This window comes from Xenophilus sp. Marseille-Q4582 (assembly GCF_916700565.1).
GTDB lineage: Bacteria > Pseudomonadota > Gammaproteobacteria > Burkholderiales > Burkholderiaceae_C > Xenophilus.
The window spans coordinates 150,025-167,735 of record NZ_CAKAKO010000003.1 but is presented as its reverse complement, the minus strand read 5'-3'; the positions used below and the strand labels follow the sequence as shown (position 1 = coordinate 167,735).

At 70.8% G+C, this 17,711-nt stretch carries 9 protein-coding genes and 1 tRNA gene; 1 reads left to right on the top strand and 9 read right to left on the bottom strand.

Features of this window, described 5'->3' with window-relative positions; translation table 11 throughout:
• Positions 1-20: 20 nt before the first annotated feature.
• Positions 21-1,415 (top strand): sigma 54-interacting transcriptional regulator, encoded by a 1,395-nt coding sequence (locus LG388_RS11210; RefSeq protein WP_225782907.1) that lies wholly within the window; start codon positions 21-23, stop codon positions 1,413-1,415.
• A gap of 26 nt (positions 1,416-1,441) precedes the next feature.
• Here LG388_RS11210 and LG388_RS11205 read toward each other — a convergent pair whose 3' ends face one another.
• The 9 genes from LG388_RS11205 to LG388_RS11165 form a co-directional block, all read right to left on the bottom strand.
• A complete protein-coding gene (locus tag LG388_RS11205) occupies positions 1,442-3,001 on the bottom strand; it encodes a TolC family protein (RefSeq protein WP_225782906.1) in 1,560 nt (519 codons plus the stop codon).
• Entirely contained in the window at positions 2,998-4,326 is a 1,329-nt protein-coding gene (locus LG388_RS11200; RefSeq protein ID WP_225782905.1) for an HlyD family type I secretion periplasmic adaptor subunit, read from the bottom strand. The genes LG388_RS11205 and LG388_RS11200 overlap by 4 nt, the downstream gene beginning before the upstream one ends.
• 44 nt (positions 4,327-4,370) lie before the next feature.
• Positions 4,371-6,224, bottom strand: a complete 1,854-nt coding sequence (locus LG388_RS11195; RefSeq protein WP_225782904.1) for a peptidase domain-containing ABC transporter — start codon at positions 6,222-6,224, stop codon at positions 4,371-4,373.
• 231 nt (positions 6,225-6,455) lie between these two features.
• On the bottom strand, positions 6,456-8,315 hold the full coding sequence (locus LG388_RS11190) for a hypothetical protein (protein ID WP_225782903.1): 1,860 nt from the start codon (positions 8,313-8,315) through the stop codon (positions 6,456-6,458).
• Between the two features lie 34 nt (positions 8,316-8,349).
• On the bottom strand, positions 8,350-8,886 hold the full coding sequence (locus tag LG388_RS11185; RefSeq protein WP_225782902.1) for an OmpA family protein: 537 nt from the start codon (positions 8,884-8,886) through the stop codon (positions 8,350-8,352).
• Positions 8,887-8,962: 76 nt separating this feature from the next.
• Positions 8,963-12,943 carry a hypothetical protein gene (locus LG388_RS11180; RefSeq protein ID WP_370630143.1) on the bottom strand — a complete coding sequence of 1,327 codons (3,981 nt, stop codon included), beginning with the start codon at positions 12,941-12,943 and terminating at the stop codon, positions 8,963-8,965.
• Positions 12,944-13,296: 353 nt separating this feature from the next.
• On the bottom strand, positions 13,297-16,338 hold the full coding sequence (locus LG388_RS11175; protein ID WP_225782901.1) for an EAL domain-containing protein: 3,042 nt from the start codon (positions 16,336-16,338) through the stop codon (positions 13,297-13,299).
• Positions 16,335-17,417 (bottom strand): TRAP transporter substrate-binding protein, encoded by a 1,083-nt coding sequence (locus LG388_RS11170; protein WP_225782900.1) that lies wholly within the window; start codon positions 17,415-17,417, stop codon positions 16,335-16,337. The genes LG388_RS11175 and LG388_RS11170 overlap by 4 nt, the downstream gene beginning before the upstream one ends.
• 143 nt (positions 17,418-17,560) lie before the next feature.
• Positions 17,561-17,651 (bottom strand) — tRNA-Ser (locus LG388_RS11165).
• Positions 17,652-17,711: the final 60 nt, after the last annotated feature.

Sequence of the window (17,711 nt, the reverse complement as noted above, 5' to 3'; positions counted from 1 at the left end):
GATGCGAGACGTTTGAATAAATGAATCCGACAGTGAACCTCGAAGAACTCGACCTCTACGTCTGGGAAGGCAAGGCCGACATCGCCGACCGCGTCGCGCGCTGCATGGCCAGCTTCGGCGTGGAGGTGATCCGCGCGGACGGCCCGCTGCCGGCGGGCGCGGGGGCATCGCGCGCGGCGGTGGCCATCATCAGCGTGTCGGCCATGCAGAGCCCGGGCTTCGCGCTCGCCACCGAATCGATGCAGGGCATTCCGGTGATCTGGGTGGCCGGCGCCTCGCGCGACCACGGCGCGGCGACGTATCCGCCCGAGTACCACCATGTGCTGCCCTACGACTTCACGGGCGCCGAGTTGCGCGCGATGGTGGCCAAGCTGGCGCGCCAGCTGCGTGCGCGCGAGACGCGCGCGCTGCCGCCCAACACGCTGGTGGCGCAATCGGCGGCCATGCAGGGTTTGCTGGCCGAGGTGAAGACCTTTGCCGACTGCGACCACGCGGTGCTGCTGCGCGGCGACACGGGCGTGGGCAAGGAGCGCGTGGCGCAGCTGCTGCACGAAGGGCATTCCAGCTACGGGCAGGGCGCCTTCGTGGCCGTGAACTGCGGCGCCATTCCCGACGGCCTGTTCGAATCGCTGTTCTTCGGTCATGCCAAGGGTTCGTTCACGGGCGCGGTGGCGGCGCACCGCGGCTATTTCGAGCAGGCCACGGGCGGCACGCTGTTCCTCGACGAGATCGGTGATCTGCCGCGCTACCAGCAGGTCAAGCTGCTGCGCGTGCTGGAGGACGGCAGCGTGCTGCGCCTGGGCGCGACGGTGCCGGTGAAGGTGGACTTCCGCCTGGTGGCGGCGAGCAACCGCAACCTGCGCGAGATGGTGGCCGAAGGCGAGTTCCGGGCCGATCTGTTCTATCGCCTCGCGGTGATCGAGCTGTACGTGCCCAACCTGGAGGAGCGCGGCGACATCGACAAGGTGGCGCTGTTCAAGTCCATCCTGGCGGAGGTGCTGGGCAGCAGCGCCGCATCGCTGGTCACGGTGCCGCACTGGATCACCGACGCGGTGGCGCAGACCGTGTTCCCCGGCAACGTGCGGCAGCTGCGCAACCTGGCCGAGCGCATCGGCGTGATTGCCCGGCAGACCGGCGGCTGGGACCAGGCGCTGATCGAACGCGCGCTGGCGCAGGTGCGCGTGCAGCCCGCGCGCAGCAGCGATTCGGCCGCGGGCGGCGCCGAGGGCGGGCTGGGCGAGCGGCGCGGCTGGAACGGCCAGGAGCGCAACCGCATCATCGAGGCGCTGGAGGCGCATGAATGGCGCCGGCAGGACGCGGCCCAGCACCTGGGCATCAGCCGCAAGGTGCTGTGGGAAAAGATGCGCAAGTACCAGATCGTGGACGGCGAGCCCAGCATCCCCGAGGAAGGCTGACGCGCGGCCCCCGCCCGCGGCGCCGGTCAGCGGGTGCGCAGGCGGCCCTCGGCGCGCAGGGCCAGCGGCGTGCCGCTGCCGGCGCTCCGGCCCAGGCCCAGCGCCCGGCGTGGCGGGCAGACGGTGCGGTTGCCGGCCACGCATTCCAGGCCCAGCACGCCTTCCTCGTCCAGCAGCGGGCCGCTCTGGCTGCCGAACACGCGGTCCACCCAGGGGTTGTGCATGTCGGGCTGCACGCGCAGTTCGCCCGTGGCGCGGGCCAGGCGGAACTCGGTGATGCGCTGGTCGAATACGGCGTCGATGTAGTCCTGCAGCAGCGTGTAGTAGTCCAGCTGCGCGTCCAGCACGTTGGGCAGCGTCTCGCGCCCGAACTCCAGCAGGCGGCGGCGGCCGCGGAAGGCCTCGCCCGATTCGCGCACCGCCTCCAGCAACTGGCGTTCGCGCTCGCGGCCCGACTGCGCCCGGCCCCAGGCCGAGGCCGTGGCCTCGAACAGGGCGCGCTGCGCGCTCTCGAGCTTGGCGCGCTGGTTCTCGACTTCCGCCAGCGCGGACTTCACGCGCAGCTGGCGGTCGAAGCCGCTGCCGAAGTTCCAGTTCAATTCCAGCGCCGCGCGCGTGGGCTCGGACGGAGACACCCCGCGCGGGTCCTTGGTCTTGACGACCACGGCCTCCACCGTGGGCCACACGCTGGCTTCCTGCTGCTCGACCAGGGCTTCGGCCTTCTGCACGCGCCCGCGGCCCTCGGCGAGCTCGGTGCTGCGGCTTTCGGCGCGGCGCAGCGCCTCGGCCTGCGAATCGATGACCCAGCTCTCGGGCGTGGCCAGCACGGGCAGCCGGCGCGGTTCGGGCGCGAAGCCGAAGTAGCTCTGGAACTTGGCCAGCGCCTCGTCGCGCTGCGCCGCGAAATTCGATTCGCGCGCCGCGATGCTGGCCTGCCGCGCGGCCGCCATGCGCAGGTCGTTCTGGCCGGCGGCGCCCAGGTTCACGCGCCGCTGCTCGGCGCGCGAGAGCTCGGCCACCACGCGCGTGGCATTGCCGGCCAGCTCGCGCTGCAGGTCGAAGCGCTGCAGCTGCAGGTAGGCGGTGATGGCGTCCAGCACCACTTTCTGCGAGGTGCTGCCGGCGGCCTCCTGCTGCGCCAGGCTGCCGGCCTCGGCGGCGCGCACGCGCGCGCTCATGGCGCCGCCGTCGATCAGGCTCATGCGCGCTTCGGCCGTGACCAGCTGGTAGCTCTGCGACGAGGCGCCGTCGGCGCCGCTGTTGTAGCTGCCCGTGGCGCTGCCCACCTTGAAGCGCGGATAGCGCGCCTGGCGCGCGGCTTCCAGTTCGAAGCCGCTGGTGGCCGCGGCGGCCTGCGCGGACTGCACCTCGGGGTGCTCCAGCGCCAGCTGCTGCAGCGCCTGCTTGATGCGGTGGATGTCGCCCGAGACCTGGACGGAGGGCGTGGCCAGCCGCGGCGCGGGCGACAGGGCGAGGGCAGGCGGCGGCGCGGGCGGGGACTGCGCCCCGGCCGGCAGCGGCCCCTGCAGCAGCAGGGCCGCGGCCAGGCCCGTGAGCGCGGGGACGGCGGGACGGGAACGCTTCATGGCTCGCGGAAGGCTTCGCGCTGGGTCTTGAGCACGGGGCGCAGCAAATACCAGATGAACGGATCGGTGCCCACCAGCAGGTCCACCTCGGCCTCCATGCCGGCGGTGATGCGGTTCTCGGGCCGGCCCACGTGGCCCTGCGTGGTGTTGACCAGCAGCCGGTAGTAGGGCGGCGCGGTGGGCAGGGTGGTGTCGCGGTCGGCGTCGGCGGCCACCAGCATCACCTGGCCGTCCACCGTGCCGTAGCGCAGGAAGTCATAGGCCGTGACCTTCACGCGCGTCTTCTGGCCCACGTGCACGAAGCCGCGGTCGTTGGGGCTCAGGCGCGCCTCGATGAGGATCTCGTCCTCCACCGGCACCACTTCCATGATCGCTTCGCCGGGCTTGACCACCCAGCCCGGGCTGGCGCTGCGCAGGCCCTTGACGATGCCGTCGGCGGGGGCCGTGACGATGGTGCGCGAGCGCTGGGTGCGCGCGCGGGCCAGGTCTTCGGAAAGGCTGGAGAGCTGGCGCTCCACCGTCGCCAGCTCGTCCGACGCGCGGCGGCGGAAGCGCCCGGCGGCTTCTTCCATCTTGGCCTGGGCCTCGCCGATGGAAGCCTGGGCCGAGACCAGGCCCTGCCGCGCCACCGCGAGTTCGGCGCGCATGCTTTCGGCCTGGCGGCGCTTTTCCAGCACCTCCATCTGGCCGATGAGCTTTTCGGCCAGCAGCTGCTCCGAGATCTTCAGCTCGGTCTGCATCAGGCCCAGCCGCTCGGTGAGGCCCGCGATCTTGGCGTGCTGCTCCATCTGCCGGCTGCGCGCCTGCTCCAGCGCGGCCACGGCGCCCGCCATCACGCCGCGCTGTTCCAGCGCGCGCGCCTGGAAGGCGCCCATCTCGCCGCGCACCACGGCTTCGTCGGTGCCGGCCTCGAACTGGTCGGCCGACAGCGGCTGGCCCAGGCTTTCGGCGCGCAGGCGCACGCGCGTGGCCTGGTTGGCCGCATAGCGGGCCGTCAGCTCTTCCAGGTTCAGGCTGGTGCCGCCCAGGTCGATCTCCACCAGCGCCATGCCCTGGCGCACGGCCTGGCCTTCACGCACCAGCACGGCGCGCACGATGCCGCCTTCCAGGTGCTGGATGGACTTGACGCGGTCCGAGGGGATGACGCGGCCGGAGGCCACGACCACGCTTTCCATCGGAAAGCCCAGCGCCACCACGGCCAGCACGCCGACTGCGGCGCCGATGAGCCAGCGCCGCCGGCGGCGCGGGGGCGGGGCGGGGGCGGCGTCCGCCTCCGGCTTGGCCTGCTGCAGTTGCTGCAGGACCTGGGGCAGGTCGTTCTTCATGTGTCTCTCACTCCCGTGCGTGCTGCCGTGTCGCGGGCCGGCCCTCAGCCGCGCGCGGCGGCCACCGCCAGTTCGGCACTTTCCACCGCCGCCTGCACGGCCGCTTCCTCGCCCGCGATGCTGGAGGGCGCCGCAGCCTTGCGCACGCCGAACAGGCGCGGCACCATGAACGCGGCACTGCCTTGCTCCACCGTGCCGTTGCCCGTGACGTGGTAGACCTGCGTGGCCGCCGACACGATGCGCAGCGAATGCGTGACCACGATCACCGTGCGCTTGCGGGCCACGGCCAGCAGCGTGCCCAGCAACTGCCGCTCGCTCTGGAAGTCGAGGTCGTTGCTGGGCTCGTCCAGGATCAGCACCGACGGGTTGCGCAGGAAGGCCAGCGCCAGGGCCAGCTTGCGCCGCTCACCCACCGACAGGCCGGTGCCGCCTTCGCCCACTTCGGTGGCGTAGCCGCCGGGCAGGCGCGAGATGAAGTCGTGCGCGCCCGACAGGCGGCAGGCGCCGATGATCTGCTCGTCGCTGTGGCCCGGCGCGTGGCGGCGCAGGCTGTCGATGATGGGGCCGGCGAACCAGTAGGCATCCTGCGGCAGGTAGCTGATCCAGCCGGCCAGGTCCACGCGGCCGAACTGCGCCAGGTCGTACTCGCCGATCTCCACGCTGCCGCGCGTGGGCCGGTACAGGCCCGCGAGCAGCTTGGCCAGCGTGGACTTGCCGGCGCCGTTGCGGCCCACGATGGCATGCAGGCCGCCCACGCCGATGCGCAGGTCGAGGTTCTCCAGCACGGGCGGCAGCGATTCGTGGAAGCCGAAGCTGAGGTCGCGCAGCGTCAGCAGGCCCTGCGGCTGGGGCAGCTCCACTTCCTGGGCCGGCTGCTCGACGGGCTCGGCCAGCACCTTCTCCAGCCGCTTGGCGGCCTCGGCCGCGATGGCCAGCGAGCGCCAGTTCGACACCAGCCCGGCCACCGGCTGCAGCGCCTTGATGGCCAGCATGTTGGAGGCGATCAGGCCGCCCACCGTCATCCACTGCTGCATGACGGCCACCGCGCCCACGGTGATGACCACGGTGGAGAAAATGGTCAGCAGCACGGTGGTGCCGTCGCGCGCCTGCTCGATCTCGCCGTTCTTGCGGAAGCTCTCGGCCAGCCAGTCGTTGTAGGCCTCGCGCCAGCGCGCGATGTTGGGGGCGTCGTTGGCCTGCGTCTTGAGGGTCTCGCGGGCGTTGCACAGCTCGGCCGTCATGCGCTCCAGGTTGCGGCTGCGCTGCGCTTCCTCCACGCGGCCGGCGCGCACCTCGTCGGCCCACCACCAGGCCAGGAAGGACATCACCGCCAGGAAGAGCAGCACCACCGGCAGCACGGGCAGCGCCACGATGGCGATGACCGCCAGGGCGAAGATCGCCATCGGCAGGTCGAACAGCGACTGCGCCAGGCCGCCCGTAAGGGTGCCGCGCACGGCGCCCACGTCGCGAAACAGCAGGAACCAGACGGAGGCGGGGCGCTGCTCCAGCGCACGCAGCGGGCGTGCCAGCATGGATTGCAGCAGCGCGTTCGACACCTCGTGGTCGATGGTCGCGCCCGCATCGCGCAGCAGCCGGGAGCGGCGCGTGCGCAGCCAGAACTCGATGGCCAGGAAGCACAGGATGCCGCTGACCAGCGCCCACAGCGTGGAGGTGGCGCTGCGGTAGATCACGCGGTCGTAGACCTGCAGCAGGAAGATGGAGGGCAGGAGGCCCGACAGGCTGATGGGCAGCGACCACCAGGCGGCGCGCCGGATCAGCGGGTAGGCCGCGCCGAAGGCCCGTTCCATCGCGCTGGCGTGCGGGCTCGGCGGTGCTTCTCCGTCGGCGTCCGCGCTTCGGGGCGCGACCAGCTGGGTGGGCAACAGGTACTTCAGCATGGTGGGGGCCTCCCGAACGGATTCGGCATGGCCGGAATGTTAACTAGCAGTAACAACTATGTCTCTGAACTTCGAGGCGATGCGTCGGAGGATGTCAACCTTTGGCTGACAAATCGGCGCAAGGGCGTTGCGTGGACGCATCGCGCGAGCGCCGCGGCCGCTCGGCAGCCACCGTGCGGCATGGCTGCAGGCGGCGGGGCGGCAGCTTGGCGCCATGAAGGCCTTCACCCCTCAGTGGCTGCGCGCGGCGCCGGTCCAGGCCGCCTGCGCGGCGCGGGCCGAGGGCGCGGCCAGCATCCAGCCCGGTTCCTCGTCGGGCAGCGCTTCGTCGGCGGTCTGCATGCGCACCAGCGCTGGGGCGGGGCGCGGCCCCACCATCGCCATGGCCGTCTCGCGTGCCTTGAGCAGCTGGTGGTAGCCCACCAGCCCCGACAGGTAATGCTCCACGTCGTCGATGCGCACGCGGAAGGAGTGATGGCGGATGAAGAAGGAACCCACCACGGCCTGCGGCTTGCGGAAGTACATCGCCACCTCGGGGAAGAAGTGGCCGTTGAGCAGGTAGTTGGCGCGGTGCTCCAGCGCGCGCTGGAACTTGGGCAGGTTCACTTCCGACAGCAGGTGGTGCAGCGCGGGCAGCGCGGCCAGGCGCTGCAGCATCTTCTGCGCCGCCAGCATCAGCTCCAGCAGCGTGGGGAAGGTGGTCTGGCGGTCGAGCACGAAGTCCAGGTAGCCGGCCACGTTGCGCACGCCGAAGCGGAAGTACTTCTCCTGCGGGCGCCAGCGCGTCAGCTCGTTCACGCAGTAGCTCAGCCAGTGGTCATGGGCCTGCCAGTGGTCGCTGGCGATGAAGTGGTCGAAGGCCTTCTCGACCATGCACAGCCAGCGCGCATCGCGCGTCAGCCCATACAGCCGCATCAGGCCGAAGGCCGCCTCTCCGTCGTAGTAGATGGTGCGCGTGGCCTGCTTGAGCGACAGGTCGGTGGCGTTGAGCACGTGGTGGAAGCGCCCGCTGCCGGGCTCCTGCATGAAGGCGATGCCCAGCGCGAGCCGCTCCAGCAGGGGCAGCCAATCCTCGCGCTGGGTCAGCTCGGTGAGCTTGACCAGCGCCAGCAGGCACACGGCATTGCCGCCGAGCTTGATTTCCTCGCCCACATCCACCAGGAAGGCGGCCGGCGTGCCGTCGGGCAGCGTGTAGGGCCGGATCAGCTTGTGGCACAGGTAGTCCACGCCGCGCTCGATGGCGGCCATCAGGCGCGCGTCGCGGTTGAGCTCCCAGGCTTCCAGCATCGCGTAGAGCGTGCTGGCATGGCGCAGCGTGTTGTAGCTGCCCACGCGCCGGTCGAAGCAGGGAAAGTGGCCGTAGATGAACTGGCCGCTGGGCTGCACCTGCCGCGCCAGGAAGTCGGAGGCGCTGTCGATCAGCGTGGCCGTGCTGTCGGCCGTGAGGGGCGGCAGCACGCGCCGCCCGGCGTCGGGGCCGGCGCCGGCCAGGGCATGCACCACGCCATCGGCCTGGCAGAACACGCCGCGCGTGCTCAGCAGGTGCACGGTGCGGCCGGCGTCGAAGTCGGCCGAGGGCTCGTGCGCGTAGCGGCGCCAGAGGTAGATCTCGAAGTTGTTGCGGTTGAACACCGCCTCCGCGGTCTGCGGGCCGCCGTAGAGCATGGCGTTGGCATTGAGCTCCTGCTCGGTCAGCACGCGGCGGAATTCACCGTCCAGCGCCAGGCCGAAGCGGAAGTAGTTGCGCTTGACGGTGCCCAGGTGCAGCTCGAAGTCGCTCCACAGGATGGGGCTGGCCTCCTCGACCCAGTCCACGCGCAGCCAAGCCGACTTGAGCTTCTGCTGCTGCGCCGCGGCCAGCGTCTGCCGCGCGCCGTCGCGCCATGCGCTGTCGAAGCTGCCGCCGCAGGTGTGCAGCACATGCGCGCGCCGCGTGCCGTCGGTGATCGAGAAGATCAGCGTGAAGGCCGGGTAGGGCGCAGGCAGCGCGGCGCACGCCGGCTCCACCTGGGCGCGGCACGCGTCCAACTGGTCGGCCAGCGACAGCGGCTCGGCATGCGGCGCGAGCGGGAGGGAGGCGGCATGGGCCATGGCGGGGACTCCGGGGCGGGGGTGGGAAAGGCGCTCAGCGGTACACGAACTCGACGCGGCGGTTGAGCTGGTGGCCGGCTTCGGTCTGTTCGGTGGACGCCAGCTTCTCCTTGCCCCAGCTGATGGCCTCCATGCGCGCCTGCGGGGCGCCGCCATGGCCCATCAGGCGGGCCACGGCATCGGCCCGGCGCTGGCCCAGTGCGAGGTTGTATTCACTGCCGCCACGCACGTCCGTGTGGCCTTCGAGCGTCACGCGCGCCTGCGGCCGGGTGCGCAGGTAGTCCGCATGGGCCTGCACCACGCCGTTGTACTGGGGCTTGACCTCGTACTTGTCGAAGTCGAAGTACACGATGCGCGGCACGCCCACCGGGCCGCGCTCGGCCGCGGGCGCGGGCGCCGGCCGCGCCGTGACCGGGGCCACGGCATTGGGCGCCTGGCGCGCCTGGTAGTAGTAGGTGGTGTCGTCCCGGCCTTCTTGGCCGGTGCCGGCACAGCCCGCCAGCAGCACGGCTGCCGCCAGCCCGGCCAGCCAGCCGGGGCGCCGGACCCGCAGGTGGAGGGGGGTGTTCATGGTCTGTCCTTGAAAAGGAGGAGGAGGGTTGGGAAAGGCGCCCGCCGCCGTGGGGCGGCAGGCTGCCTTGCCGTCATCAGCCCAGCAGGCCGCCCAGCAGGTTCTTGACCGGCGCCAGGGCGCCGCCGAGGCCAGCGCTGTTGCCGCCGTCGCTGCTGCTGATCGGGGCGAGCAGGCCGCCGACCAGGCCTTCGCTGCCCAGCACGGTGTCGACCACGCCACCGACCAGCCCTTCGTCGCCGAGCAGGCCGGACACCAGGCCGTCGTCGCCGACCACCGTGTCCAGCACGCCACCGACCAAGCCCTCTTCGCCCAGCAGGCTGCCGACCAGGTCTTCCTGCGCGGGCGCGGAGCCCAGCAGGCTGCCGACCAGGCCGTCCTCGCCGACCACGGTGTCGAGCAGGCCGCCGACCACACCGTCCTCACCCAGTACGCCGCCGAGCAGGTCACCGCCGAGCAGATCGCCGCCCAGGAGGTCACCACTCAGCAAGTCGCCACCGGTGAGCTTGCCGACCAGGCCGTCTTCGCCGACCACGGTGTCGAGCAGGCCGCCGACCACACCGTCCTCGCCGAGCACGCCGCCGAGCAGGTCACCGCCCAGCAGATCGCCACCCAGCAGGTCGCCACCCAGGAGGTCGCCGCCCAGGAGGTCACCACCGGTGAGCTTGCCGACCAGGCCGTCCTCGCCGACCACGGTGTCGAGCAGGCCGCCGACCACACCGTCTTCGCCGAGCACGCCGCCGAGCAGGTCACCGCCCAGCAGATCGCCACCCAGCAGGTCGCCACCGGTCAGCTTGCCGACCAGGCCGTCTTCGCCGACCACGGTGTCGAGCAGGCCGCCGACCACACCGTCCTCGCCCAGCACGCCGCCGAGCAGGTCACCGCCGAGCAGATCGCCGCCCAGGAGGTCGCCACCGGTGAGCTTGCCGACCAGGCCGTCTTCGCCGACCACGGTGTCGAGCAGGCCGCCGACCACACCGTCCTCGCCGAGCACGCCGCCGAGCAGATCACCACCCAGCAGGTCGCCACCGGTCAGCTTGCCGACCACACCGTCCTCGCCGAGCACGCCGCCGAGCAGGTCACCACCCAGCAGATCGCCGCCGAGCAGGCCGCCGACGATGCCGTCCTCGCCCAGCACGCCGCCGAGCAGGTCACCGCCGAGCAAGTCGCCGCCGAGCAGGCCGCCCACCAGGCCGTCTTCGCCGAGCACGCCTTCGAGGATGTTGCCGCCACCCAGCAGACCGCCCACGATGCCGTCCTCGCCGAGCACGCCGCCAAGCAGATCACCTCCCAGCAGATCGCCGCCGAGCAGGCCGCCGACGATGCCGTCCTCGCCGAGCACGCCACCCAGCAGGTCTCCGCCCAGCAAGTCGCCGCCGAGCAGGCCGCCCACCAGGCCGTCTTCGCCGAGCACGCCTTCGAGGATGTTGCCGCCGCCGAGCAGACCCCCCACCAGGCCGTCCTCGCCGAGCACGCCGCCGAGCAGGTCGCCGCCGAGCAGGTCACCGCCCAGCAGTCCGCCGAGCAGGCCGTCTTCGCCGAGCACGCCGCCCAGCAGATCCCCCCCGAGCAAGTCGCCGCCCAGCAGGCCTCCCAGCCCGCCGGCCTCGCCGAGCAGGCCGCCCAGCAGGCCGTCTTCGCCGAGCACGCCGTCCAGGAGTTCCTCGCCGAGCAGGCCGCTCACCAAGTGATGCACTCCGTCGGTCAGGTAGTCCACCTGCGTGGTCACGGCGCCCAGTACGCCATCGAGCACGTCGGTGCCCAGCAGGCCGTCGGTCACCGGCGACAGCAGCCCGCCGACCGCTCCCGCGACATCGCCGACCAAGTTGTCCACGCCGTCCAGCGAGTTCGGGTTGTCGGCCTGGAACGCACCGCCGAACACGGGCACCAGCAGGCTGCTGACCGCGTCGGTCAGACCGTCGACCACGCCGGCGGCGGGCGCCAGCGTTTCGCCCAGGCCCAGGTCGCCCAGCAGGGGCAGCGAATCCAGGCCCGGCAGCAGGTTGCCGACGGCGCCGGACGTCGGGTCCAGCAGCGCCGTGTCATCGCCCGGAACGGGCTGGCGGCCGAAGATGTCATTGAGCAGACCGCTGACGGCACCGTTCTCGCCCAGCAAGGTGTCGAGCACCTGGCCCACGGCCCCGGATTCCTGCAGCAGGCCGCCCACCACGCCGTCGGCCGCGAACAACTGGCCGACCACGCCTTCGGGGGCCAGCAGGCCGCCGACCACGCCCTCGGGCGCGACCAGCCCGCCGACCGGGCCTTCCGCACCCAGCAGGCCTTGCAGCACTTCGGCCACCGCCGAGTCGGCGCCCAGCAGGTCCTGTCCGAGCCCGCCCAGCCCCAGGTTGGCCAGCACCTCGCCCACCAGGTTGGATTCGTCGAACACGTTGGTGATGGCGTCCGTCAGGTAGTCGACCTGGCGGTTGATCTCGCCAACGAGGCCCTGGGTGACGCCTTCGCCCAGCACCGCATCCAGCGAGGGGCTCAGGCTGCTGCCGATGTTGCTGGTCAGGCTGCCGACGAAGTTGTCCGCCGGGTCCAGCGCATTGGGATCGTCGCGCTGGAAGCTGCTGCCCACCACGGGTGCGAGCACGTTTTCCAGGGTGTCCGTCAAGGCGTCGACGGTGTCGTCGATCGAGCTCAGCGCATTGCCTAGGGTGGAGGTGTCCGAAGAGCGGGCATGGCCGTTGTTCACCCCCAGCAGGTCGCCCAGGGAACCGACAAGGATGCCACCGGCGCCATCGGTGGGGGAGAGCAGGGAATCGGCGTCCGCATCGGCGTCCGCATCAGCGTCTGCGTCGGCATCGGCATCAGCGTCTGCATCGGCGTCCGCATCAGCGTCTGCGTCAGCGTCAGCGTCTGCGTCGGCATCAGCATCAGCGTCTGCATCGGCGTCCGCATCCGCATCCGCATCCGCATCCGCATCCGCATCGGCGTCAGCGTCGGCATCGGCATCGGCATCGGCATCGGCATCGGCGTCAGCGTCCGCATCCGCATCCGCATCCGCATCCGCATCCGCATCCGCATCCGCATCCGCATCCGCATCAGCGTCCGCATCGGCGTCGGCGTCTGCATCGGCATCAGCGTCCGCATCGGCATCGGCATCGGCATCCGCATCCGCATCGGCATCAGCGTCCGCATCGGCATCGGCGTCTGCATCAGCGTCCGCATCGGCATCGGCGTCTGCATCAGCGTCCGCATCGGCATCGGCATCGGCGTCCGCATCGGCATCAGCGTCTGCATCTGCATCTGCATCTGCATCTGCATCTGCATCGGCGTCCGCATCGGCATCAGCGTCTGCATCTGCATCGGCATCGGCATCGGCATCGGCATCGGCATCGGCATCGGCATCAGCGTCCGCATCGGCATCAGCGTCCGCATCGGCATCAGCGTCCGCATCGGCGTCAGCGTCTGCGTCCGCATCAGCGTCCGCATCGGCGTCCGCATCGGCGTCTGCGTCCGCATCCGAATCATCCACAGGCACAGGAATGAACAGGGGGCTGGCGTCATCGCCGCCGCCGCTGACGGCTGCGCCCAGCACGGCGCCGCCCAGGGCGCCCAGGGCGAAGTCGCCCAGGCCGAAGCCGGCGCCGCCTGCGGCCAGCTTCTTCTTCACCGCCAGGGCGGCGGCGTCCGCGTCGCTGTTCTCGGGCGCCACCACTAGGTCGCCGGTGGCCAGGTCCACGTCGACCTGTTGCAGGCCGCCGGGCAATTGGGTGGTGGAAATGGTGGCATCGGTGCCGCCCGTGAGCGTGCCATTGAGCGGCGCCTTGTTGCCCGGCGAGCCCGGGAAGCTCACCGCCGCCTGGCCGCCTTCGGGCACGAGGACACGGTCGCCGGGCAGCAGGTTCTGCGTCCCTTCGACTGCAAGCCGCGCGCCCGAGCGCACGATCACCACCCCCGGCGTCGCCTGCGACAACGTGCCGACGGCGGCCGGCGCCGCGGCGCCGCCCAGCGGCGTCACGGCGGCTTGCGCCAGGGGAAGCATGGAGGAGGAAAGCGCGGCGGGTGCAGCGGCAGTCACGGAGGAGGCGGCAGCGGCAGAGTCGGTCATGGCGTTGTGGAGGTATGAGCTGGAACGCCTGACAAATGGCAACATGCGTGCCGCCGGGGCCGGCGCCCGGTGGCGCTGCGATGCGAAGTTCTAAGTGCCCATGAACAAAGGATTTTTTCCAGGATGAGGTCCAAGGAATTACAGACTTCGATGAGTACTTAGAACCTAATGGCCCGCCGCTGCTACGGGCCCGCGTTACGTAACGCCGTAACGGCAGCGGACAAGGGCCAACCTGCGAATGAATTCCTAAGTCTTACGGCCTTTCCGTGTGCGTGCGCCACGGGCGGGCCCGGCGCCGGCGCATCTGCCTGTCCGAGGCACCGGCCGGGCGGCGAGGCGCGGGCCCGGCGTGTTCAGGGGGCGCTCGCGAGCCGCCGCTCGAACTGGGCCTCGAACTGCGCCAGCGTCATCGGCTTGCCGAAAAGGTAGCCCTGGCTCAGATTGCAGCCGTGGGCGCGCAGGAAAGCCAGCTGCGCCCCGGTTTCCACGCCTTCGGCCACCACCTCCAGGTCCAGGTTCTTCGCCATGCCGATGATGGTCTGGATGATCAGTTCCACCTTGGGATTGATGCCGATGCAGTGCACGAAGAACTTGTCGATCTTGAGCTGGTTCAGCGGCAGCTGCGCCATGTACGACAGCGACGAGAAGCCGGTGCCGAAATCGTCCATCGAGAACTGGATGCCGATCGCGGCCAGCGATTTCATCTTGCTGATGGTCTCGCTGACTTTCTCGTGCAGCAGGCTTTCGGTCAGTTCGAGCTTGAGCCGGGACGGATGGGCGCCGGTGCGGATGAGCACGTTGCGCACCTCCTCGGCGAAGTCGTCGCGGCGGAACTGGCGGGCGCTCACGTTGACCGACAGCCGGAGATGCGCGTACCGCGGGTCGTTGCTCCAGCGCTCGAGCTGCCGGCAGGACTCCTCCAGCGCCCACATGCCGATGGGCACGATCAGGCCGGTCTGCTCGGCCACTTCGATGAAGCCGGCCGGCGGCAGCAGCCCGCGCAGCGGATGCTGCCAGCGGATCAGGGCTTCGGCGCCCACCACCTGGCCCTGCTCGTTGATCTGCGGCTGGTAGTGCAGCACGAACTGGCGCTGCTTGAGTGCCACGTGCAGCTCGCTGTCCAGCGTGGCGCGGGCCGTGACCGTGGTTTGCATCGCGGGTTCGAAGAAGCGCACCCCGTTGCCGCCGGCGGCCTTGGCGTAGTACGTGGCGATGTCGGCCTGGCGCAGCAGGTCTTCCAGCGAACGCGGTGCGCCGCCGAACAGGCAGACGCCGATGCTGCAGGTGCTGTGGTGCGTGTCGCGGGCCAGCACGAAGGGCTCGGCGATGCGGCCGAGCACGTGGTCGGCCATGGCCCGGGTCTGGACCATGGCCAGGCCAGCGTCCTGGCTGAGGTTCTCCAGCACGATCACGAACTCGTCGCCGCCCATGCGCGCCAGCGTGCCGCTGTCGCCCAGAACGCTCTGCAGCCGCTGCGCCGCCTGCCGCAGCATCTGGTCGCCCACGCTCTGGCCGTGCGCGTCGTTGACGCGCTTGAAGTCGTCCAGGTCCATGAACAGCAGGGCGCCCTGGCGGTTGTTGCGTGCATTGCTTTCGATGCTGGCCTGCAGCCGGTGCAGCAGCAGCCGCCGGTTGGGCAGGCCGGTGAGCGTGTCGTAGAAGGCCAGGTGCTCGATCTCGCGCGTGGCCACCTTGGTCTCGGTGATGTTGCGCAGGATCACGATGAAGCGGGCGTCGCTGCCTTCGCCCACCATCTTGCGCGAAACGGAGATCTCGAACCAGCTCGTGCCCTGCGCCGCGCGCCGTTCGAACTGGCGGCCCTTGGAATAGCCGGGGACGTATGCGTCCCGCAACGCGGCCATGACCTCGTTGGCGCCATCGGTGGGCAGGATCTCGGTCAGCGGGCGGCCCAGGGGATGCTCGACCAGCAGCGCCGAGACCGCATTGCGCGGCGTGTGGAACTGGAAGCACAGCCCGTCCAGCCCCACTTCGAGCATCTCGTCGGGCAGCGCGTCCAGCGTGGCCTGCAGCTGGGCCTTGCCCTGCATGATGTCGGCCAGGTGCTGGCGCTTCTCGGTGATGTCGCGGAAGACGCACACGGCGCCGCCGTCGGGCGTGGGGCTGCGAACGAGCACCACGCTCTGGCCGCCGGGCAGGTGGAGTTCCTGCTCCGCCTGTTCGTTGCGCTGATGGAACTCTTCGCTGACCAGCCAGCTGTCGGGCATGACCGCGATGCCGGCGGCCTTGAGCTGGCGGGCGGTCGTTTCGCGAAGCAGGCCCAAGGGCACGCCCACGCCGACGAGGCTGCGCAGCCACGGAAAGATCGCCAGGAAGCGGTGGTTCCAGGCCCGCAGCCGGCCCTTGGCATCGAGCAGCACGAAGCCCTCGACCATGGACTCCAGTGCCTGGTCCAGCTGGGTCTTGGCCTGCACGATCATCGCGCGGTCGCGCCATTGGCGGCGCAGCTGCAGGTGTCCCAGCGCCGCGGCCAGCAGGATCATGGCCACGAAGGCGAGGGCCACCGCGGCGACCAGGTTCCGCTCGCGCCGCCAGTCGTGGAGCATGGCGTCCTGCGGCAGGCTGGCGCTGATGATGAGGTTGCGCTGCAGCGTGGGCCGCGTGACCACCAGGCCGGGTGCGCCGCTCAGGCGTGCCGCCATGGCGCGCGGCTCGCTGGCGCTGTGCGCTTCCGACAGCGGCGGCTCGAGCGGCCGTCCCACCAGGTCGTCGCGCGGCGGCAGGCTGGTCAGCAGCGGACCGTTGTCGGCCTCCAGCGTCACTTCCAGGCCCGGAATGTCGGCGCCCTGGTCGAGGATGGTGCTCAGCGTATCCAGGCGCGCCTCGGCAATCACCAGCACCGCAGCGCCCTGCGCCAGCGCGATGCGGCGGCCGAAGTACAGCACGCGCTGCGAGGTCATGGCGCTCACGGCCGGCGCGCTCACGACCAGCGTGGACACCGGCAACTGCTGCAGCCGGCTGACGAACTCCGTGGGCAGGCGCACCTGCAGGCGCGCGCCGCGCCGGTCGGAGGAATTGAGCACCCGCAGCGCCGGATCAAGGTAGGCCAGGTAACGCACTGCCACGTTCTGGCTCACCGTGCGCTGCAGCAGCAGGCTGGTGGCGGGGTGGGCGGCCGCCTGCGCCAGCAGCTCGGGCGGCGTGCCCTCCATCGCCGCGCCCATGCCGGCGATGAGCATGTCGATGCTCAGCAGGCTGCGGTTGAGGGCTGCTTCGGCGCCGCTCACGTAGCGCTCGATCTGGTCGCGGCCGTTGGCCAGCGCGAGGCGGCGCGTGTCCAGGCACATCATCGTGGCCGTGACGACCACGGCCGTGATGAAGGCCAGGGCCACGCCGTAGACGGCCAGCACCGATCGCCGGGGCAGGCGCAGCGTCATCGGGCCGGCCCCTCGGGCGCCGGGGCGAGGGCGGCTCCGATGGTCTGTTCCCACAGGCGCGCGCAGTCGTCGCCGCAGCGCTCGACCCAGCGCGGCAGCACGCGCGTGCGGAACAGCTCGCGCAGCAGGCGCTGGTCGGCGGCCGAGGCCCGGACCCAGGTCATGCGTCCCGGGGTGCCGTGCACGCATTCGCCCTTGCCGGTGTTGCAGGCCACGCCGCCCAGGGTCTCGCGTTCGGCCTCGCTCCACACGGCCGTCTCCAGCCGGGGCAGCTCGGCCAGCAGCAGGGTGCGCAGCTCGGCGGGCATGGCGTTCCAGGCGTCGCGGTTCACGCCGAACACGCCCAGCCCCCAGTTGATGGGCGTGGAATAGAGGTGCGTGGTGTGGCGGTGCAGCCCGATCAGGTTGCCGGACATGGTGCCGGTGATGGCGCAGTCGGCGCTGCCGGAGGTGATGTTGGAGACGATCTCGGTGAACTCGGTGGTGACCGGGATGGCGTCGAGCGCCCGCACGAGGTCGGCCTGGCTGGCCCCCGAGACACGGATGCGGCGCCCGCGCAGATCCGACAGCTGCTGCAGCGCGTGGCGGCAGAAGATCGACTGCGCCGGGTACACATACACGGCCAGCAGCTGCACGTTGAAGCGCTCGCGCAGCGCTTCCTCCAGCACGGGCCGGTAGGCGGCGGTGATGCGGCGCAGCGTGGGCATGTCCTGGCTCAGGCCGGCCAGGTCCGGCGCCGCGAGGTCGGGGTTGTCGTTGGCCACCTGGCTGAGCAGCGCCGTGCCCATGGGGATGACGCCCAGCTTCATGAGATTGAGCATCTCGGAGCCCGGGACGCCGGCCTTGTTGAAAGGCACGATGCTGGCGCTGTAGCGGCCCTTGCTGAGCCTGGCGAGTTCGCTGGCCCAGAAGCGTTCCTCGTGGACCGTGTACTGGCTGACGCCGGCCAGCCCGCCGACCACGCGCAGGCGAACGGCCGGCGCCTCCTGGGCCCATCCCGACGCTGCGGCACACCAGGCCAAGGCCAGGAGCCAGCAAGATCGCAGGGAGCCCGAGCAAGCCTTGGCGATGCGGTTCATGCTTTGGTTCTAGGGAAGATGTCCATCGCTTCCAAGCGAAGCGGCACATCCTCGCTGGAAGACCGCCCCCGTATCTTCAGGCTTTTCCCATGCCGCGCGCAAACGAAAAGCGGGCCGCAAGGGCCCGCTTTTCATCCGTGTCCTGGCGGAGCAGGCGGGATTCGAACCCGCGGTGGGCTATTAACCCACACACGCTTTCCAGGCGTGCGACTTAAACCACTCATCCACCGCTCCAGGTGAGCCCGCTAGTGTAACCCGGGATTCACGCGTTTTCCGGCGGGGCTGCGCGAAAGT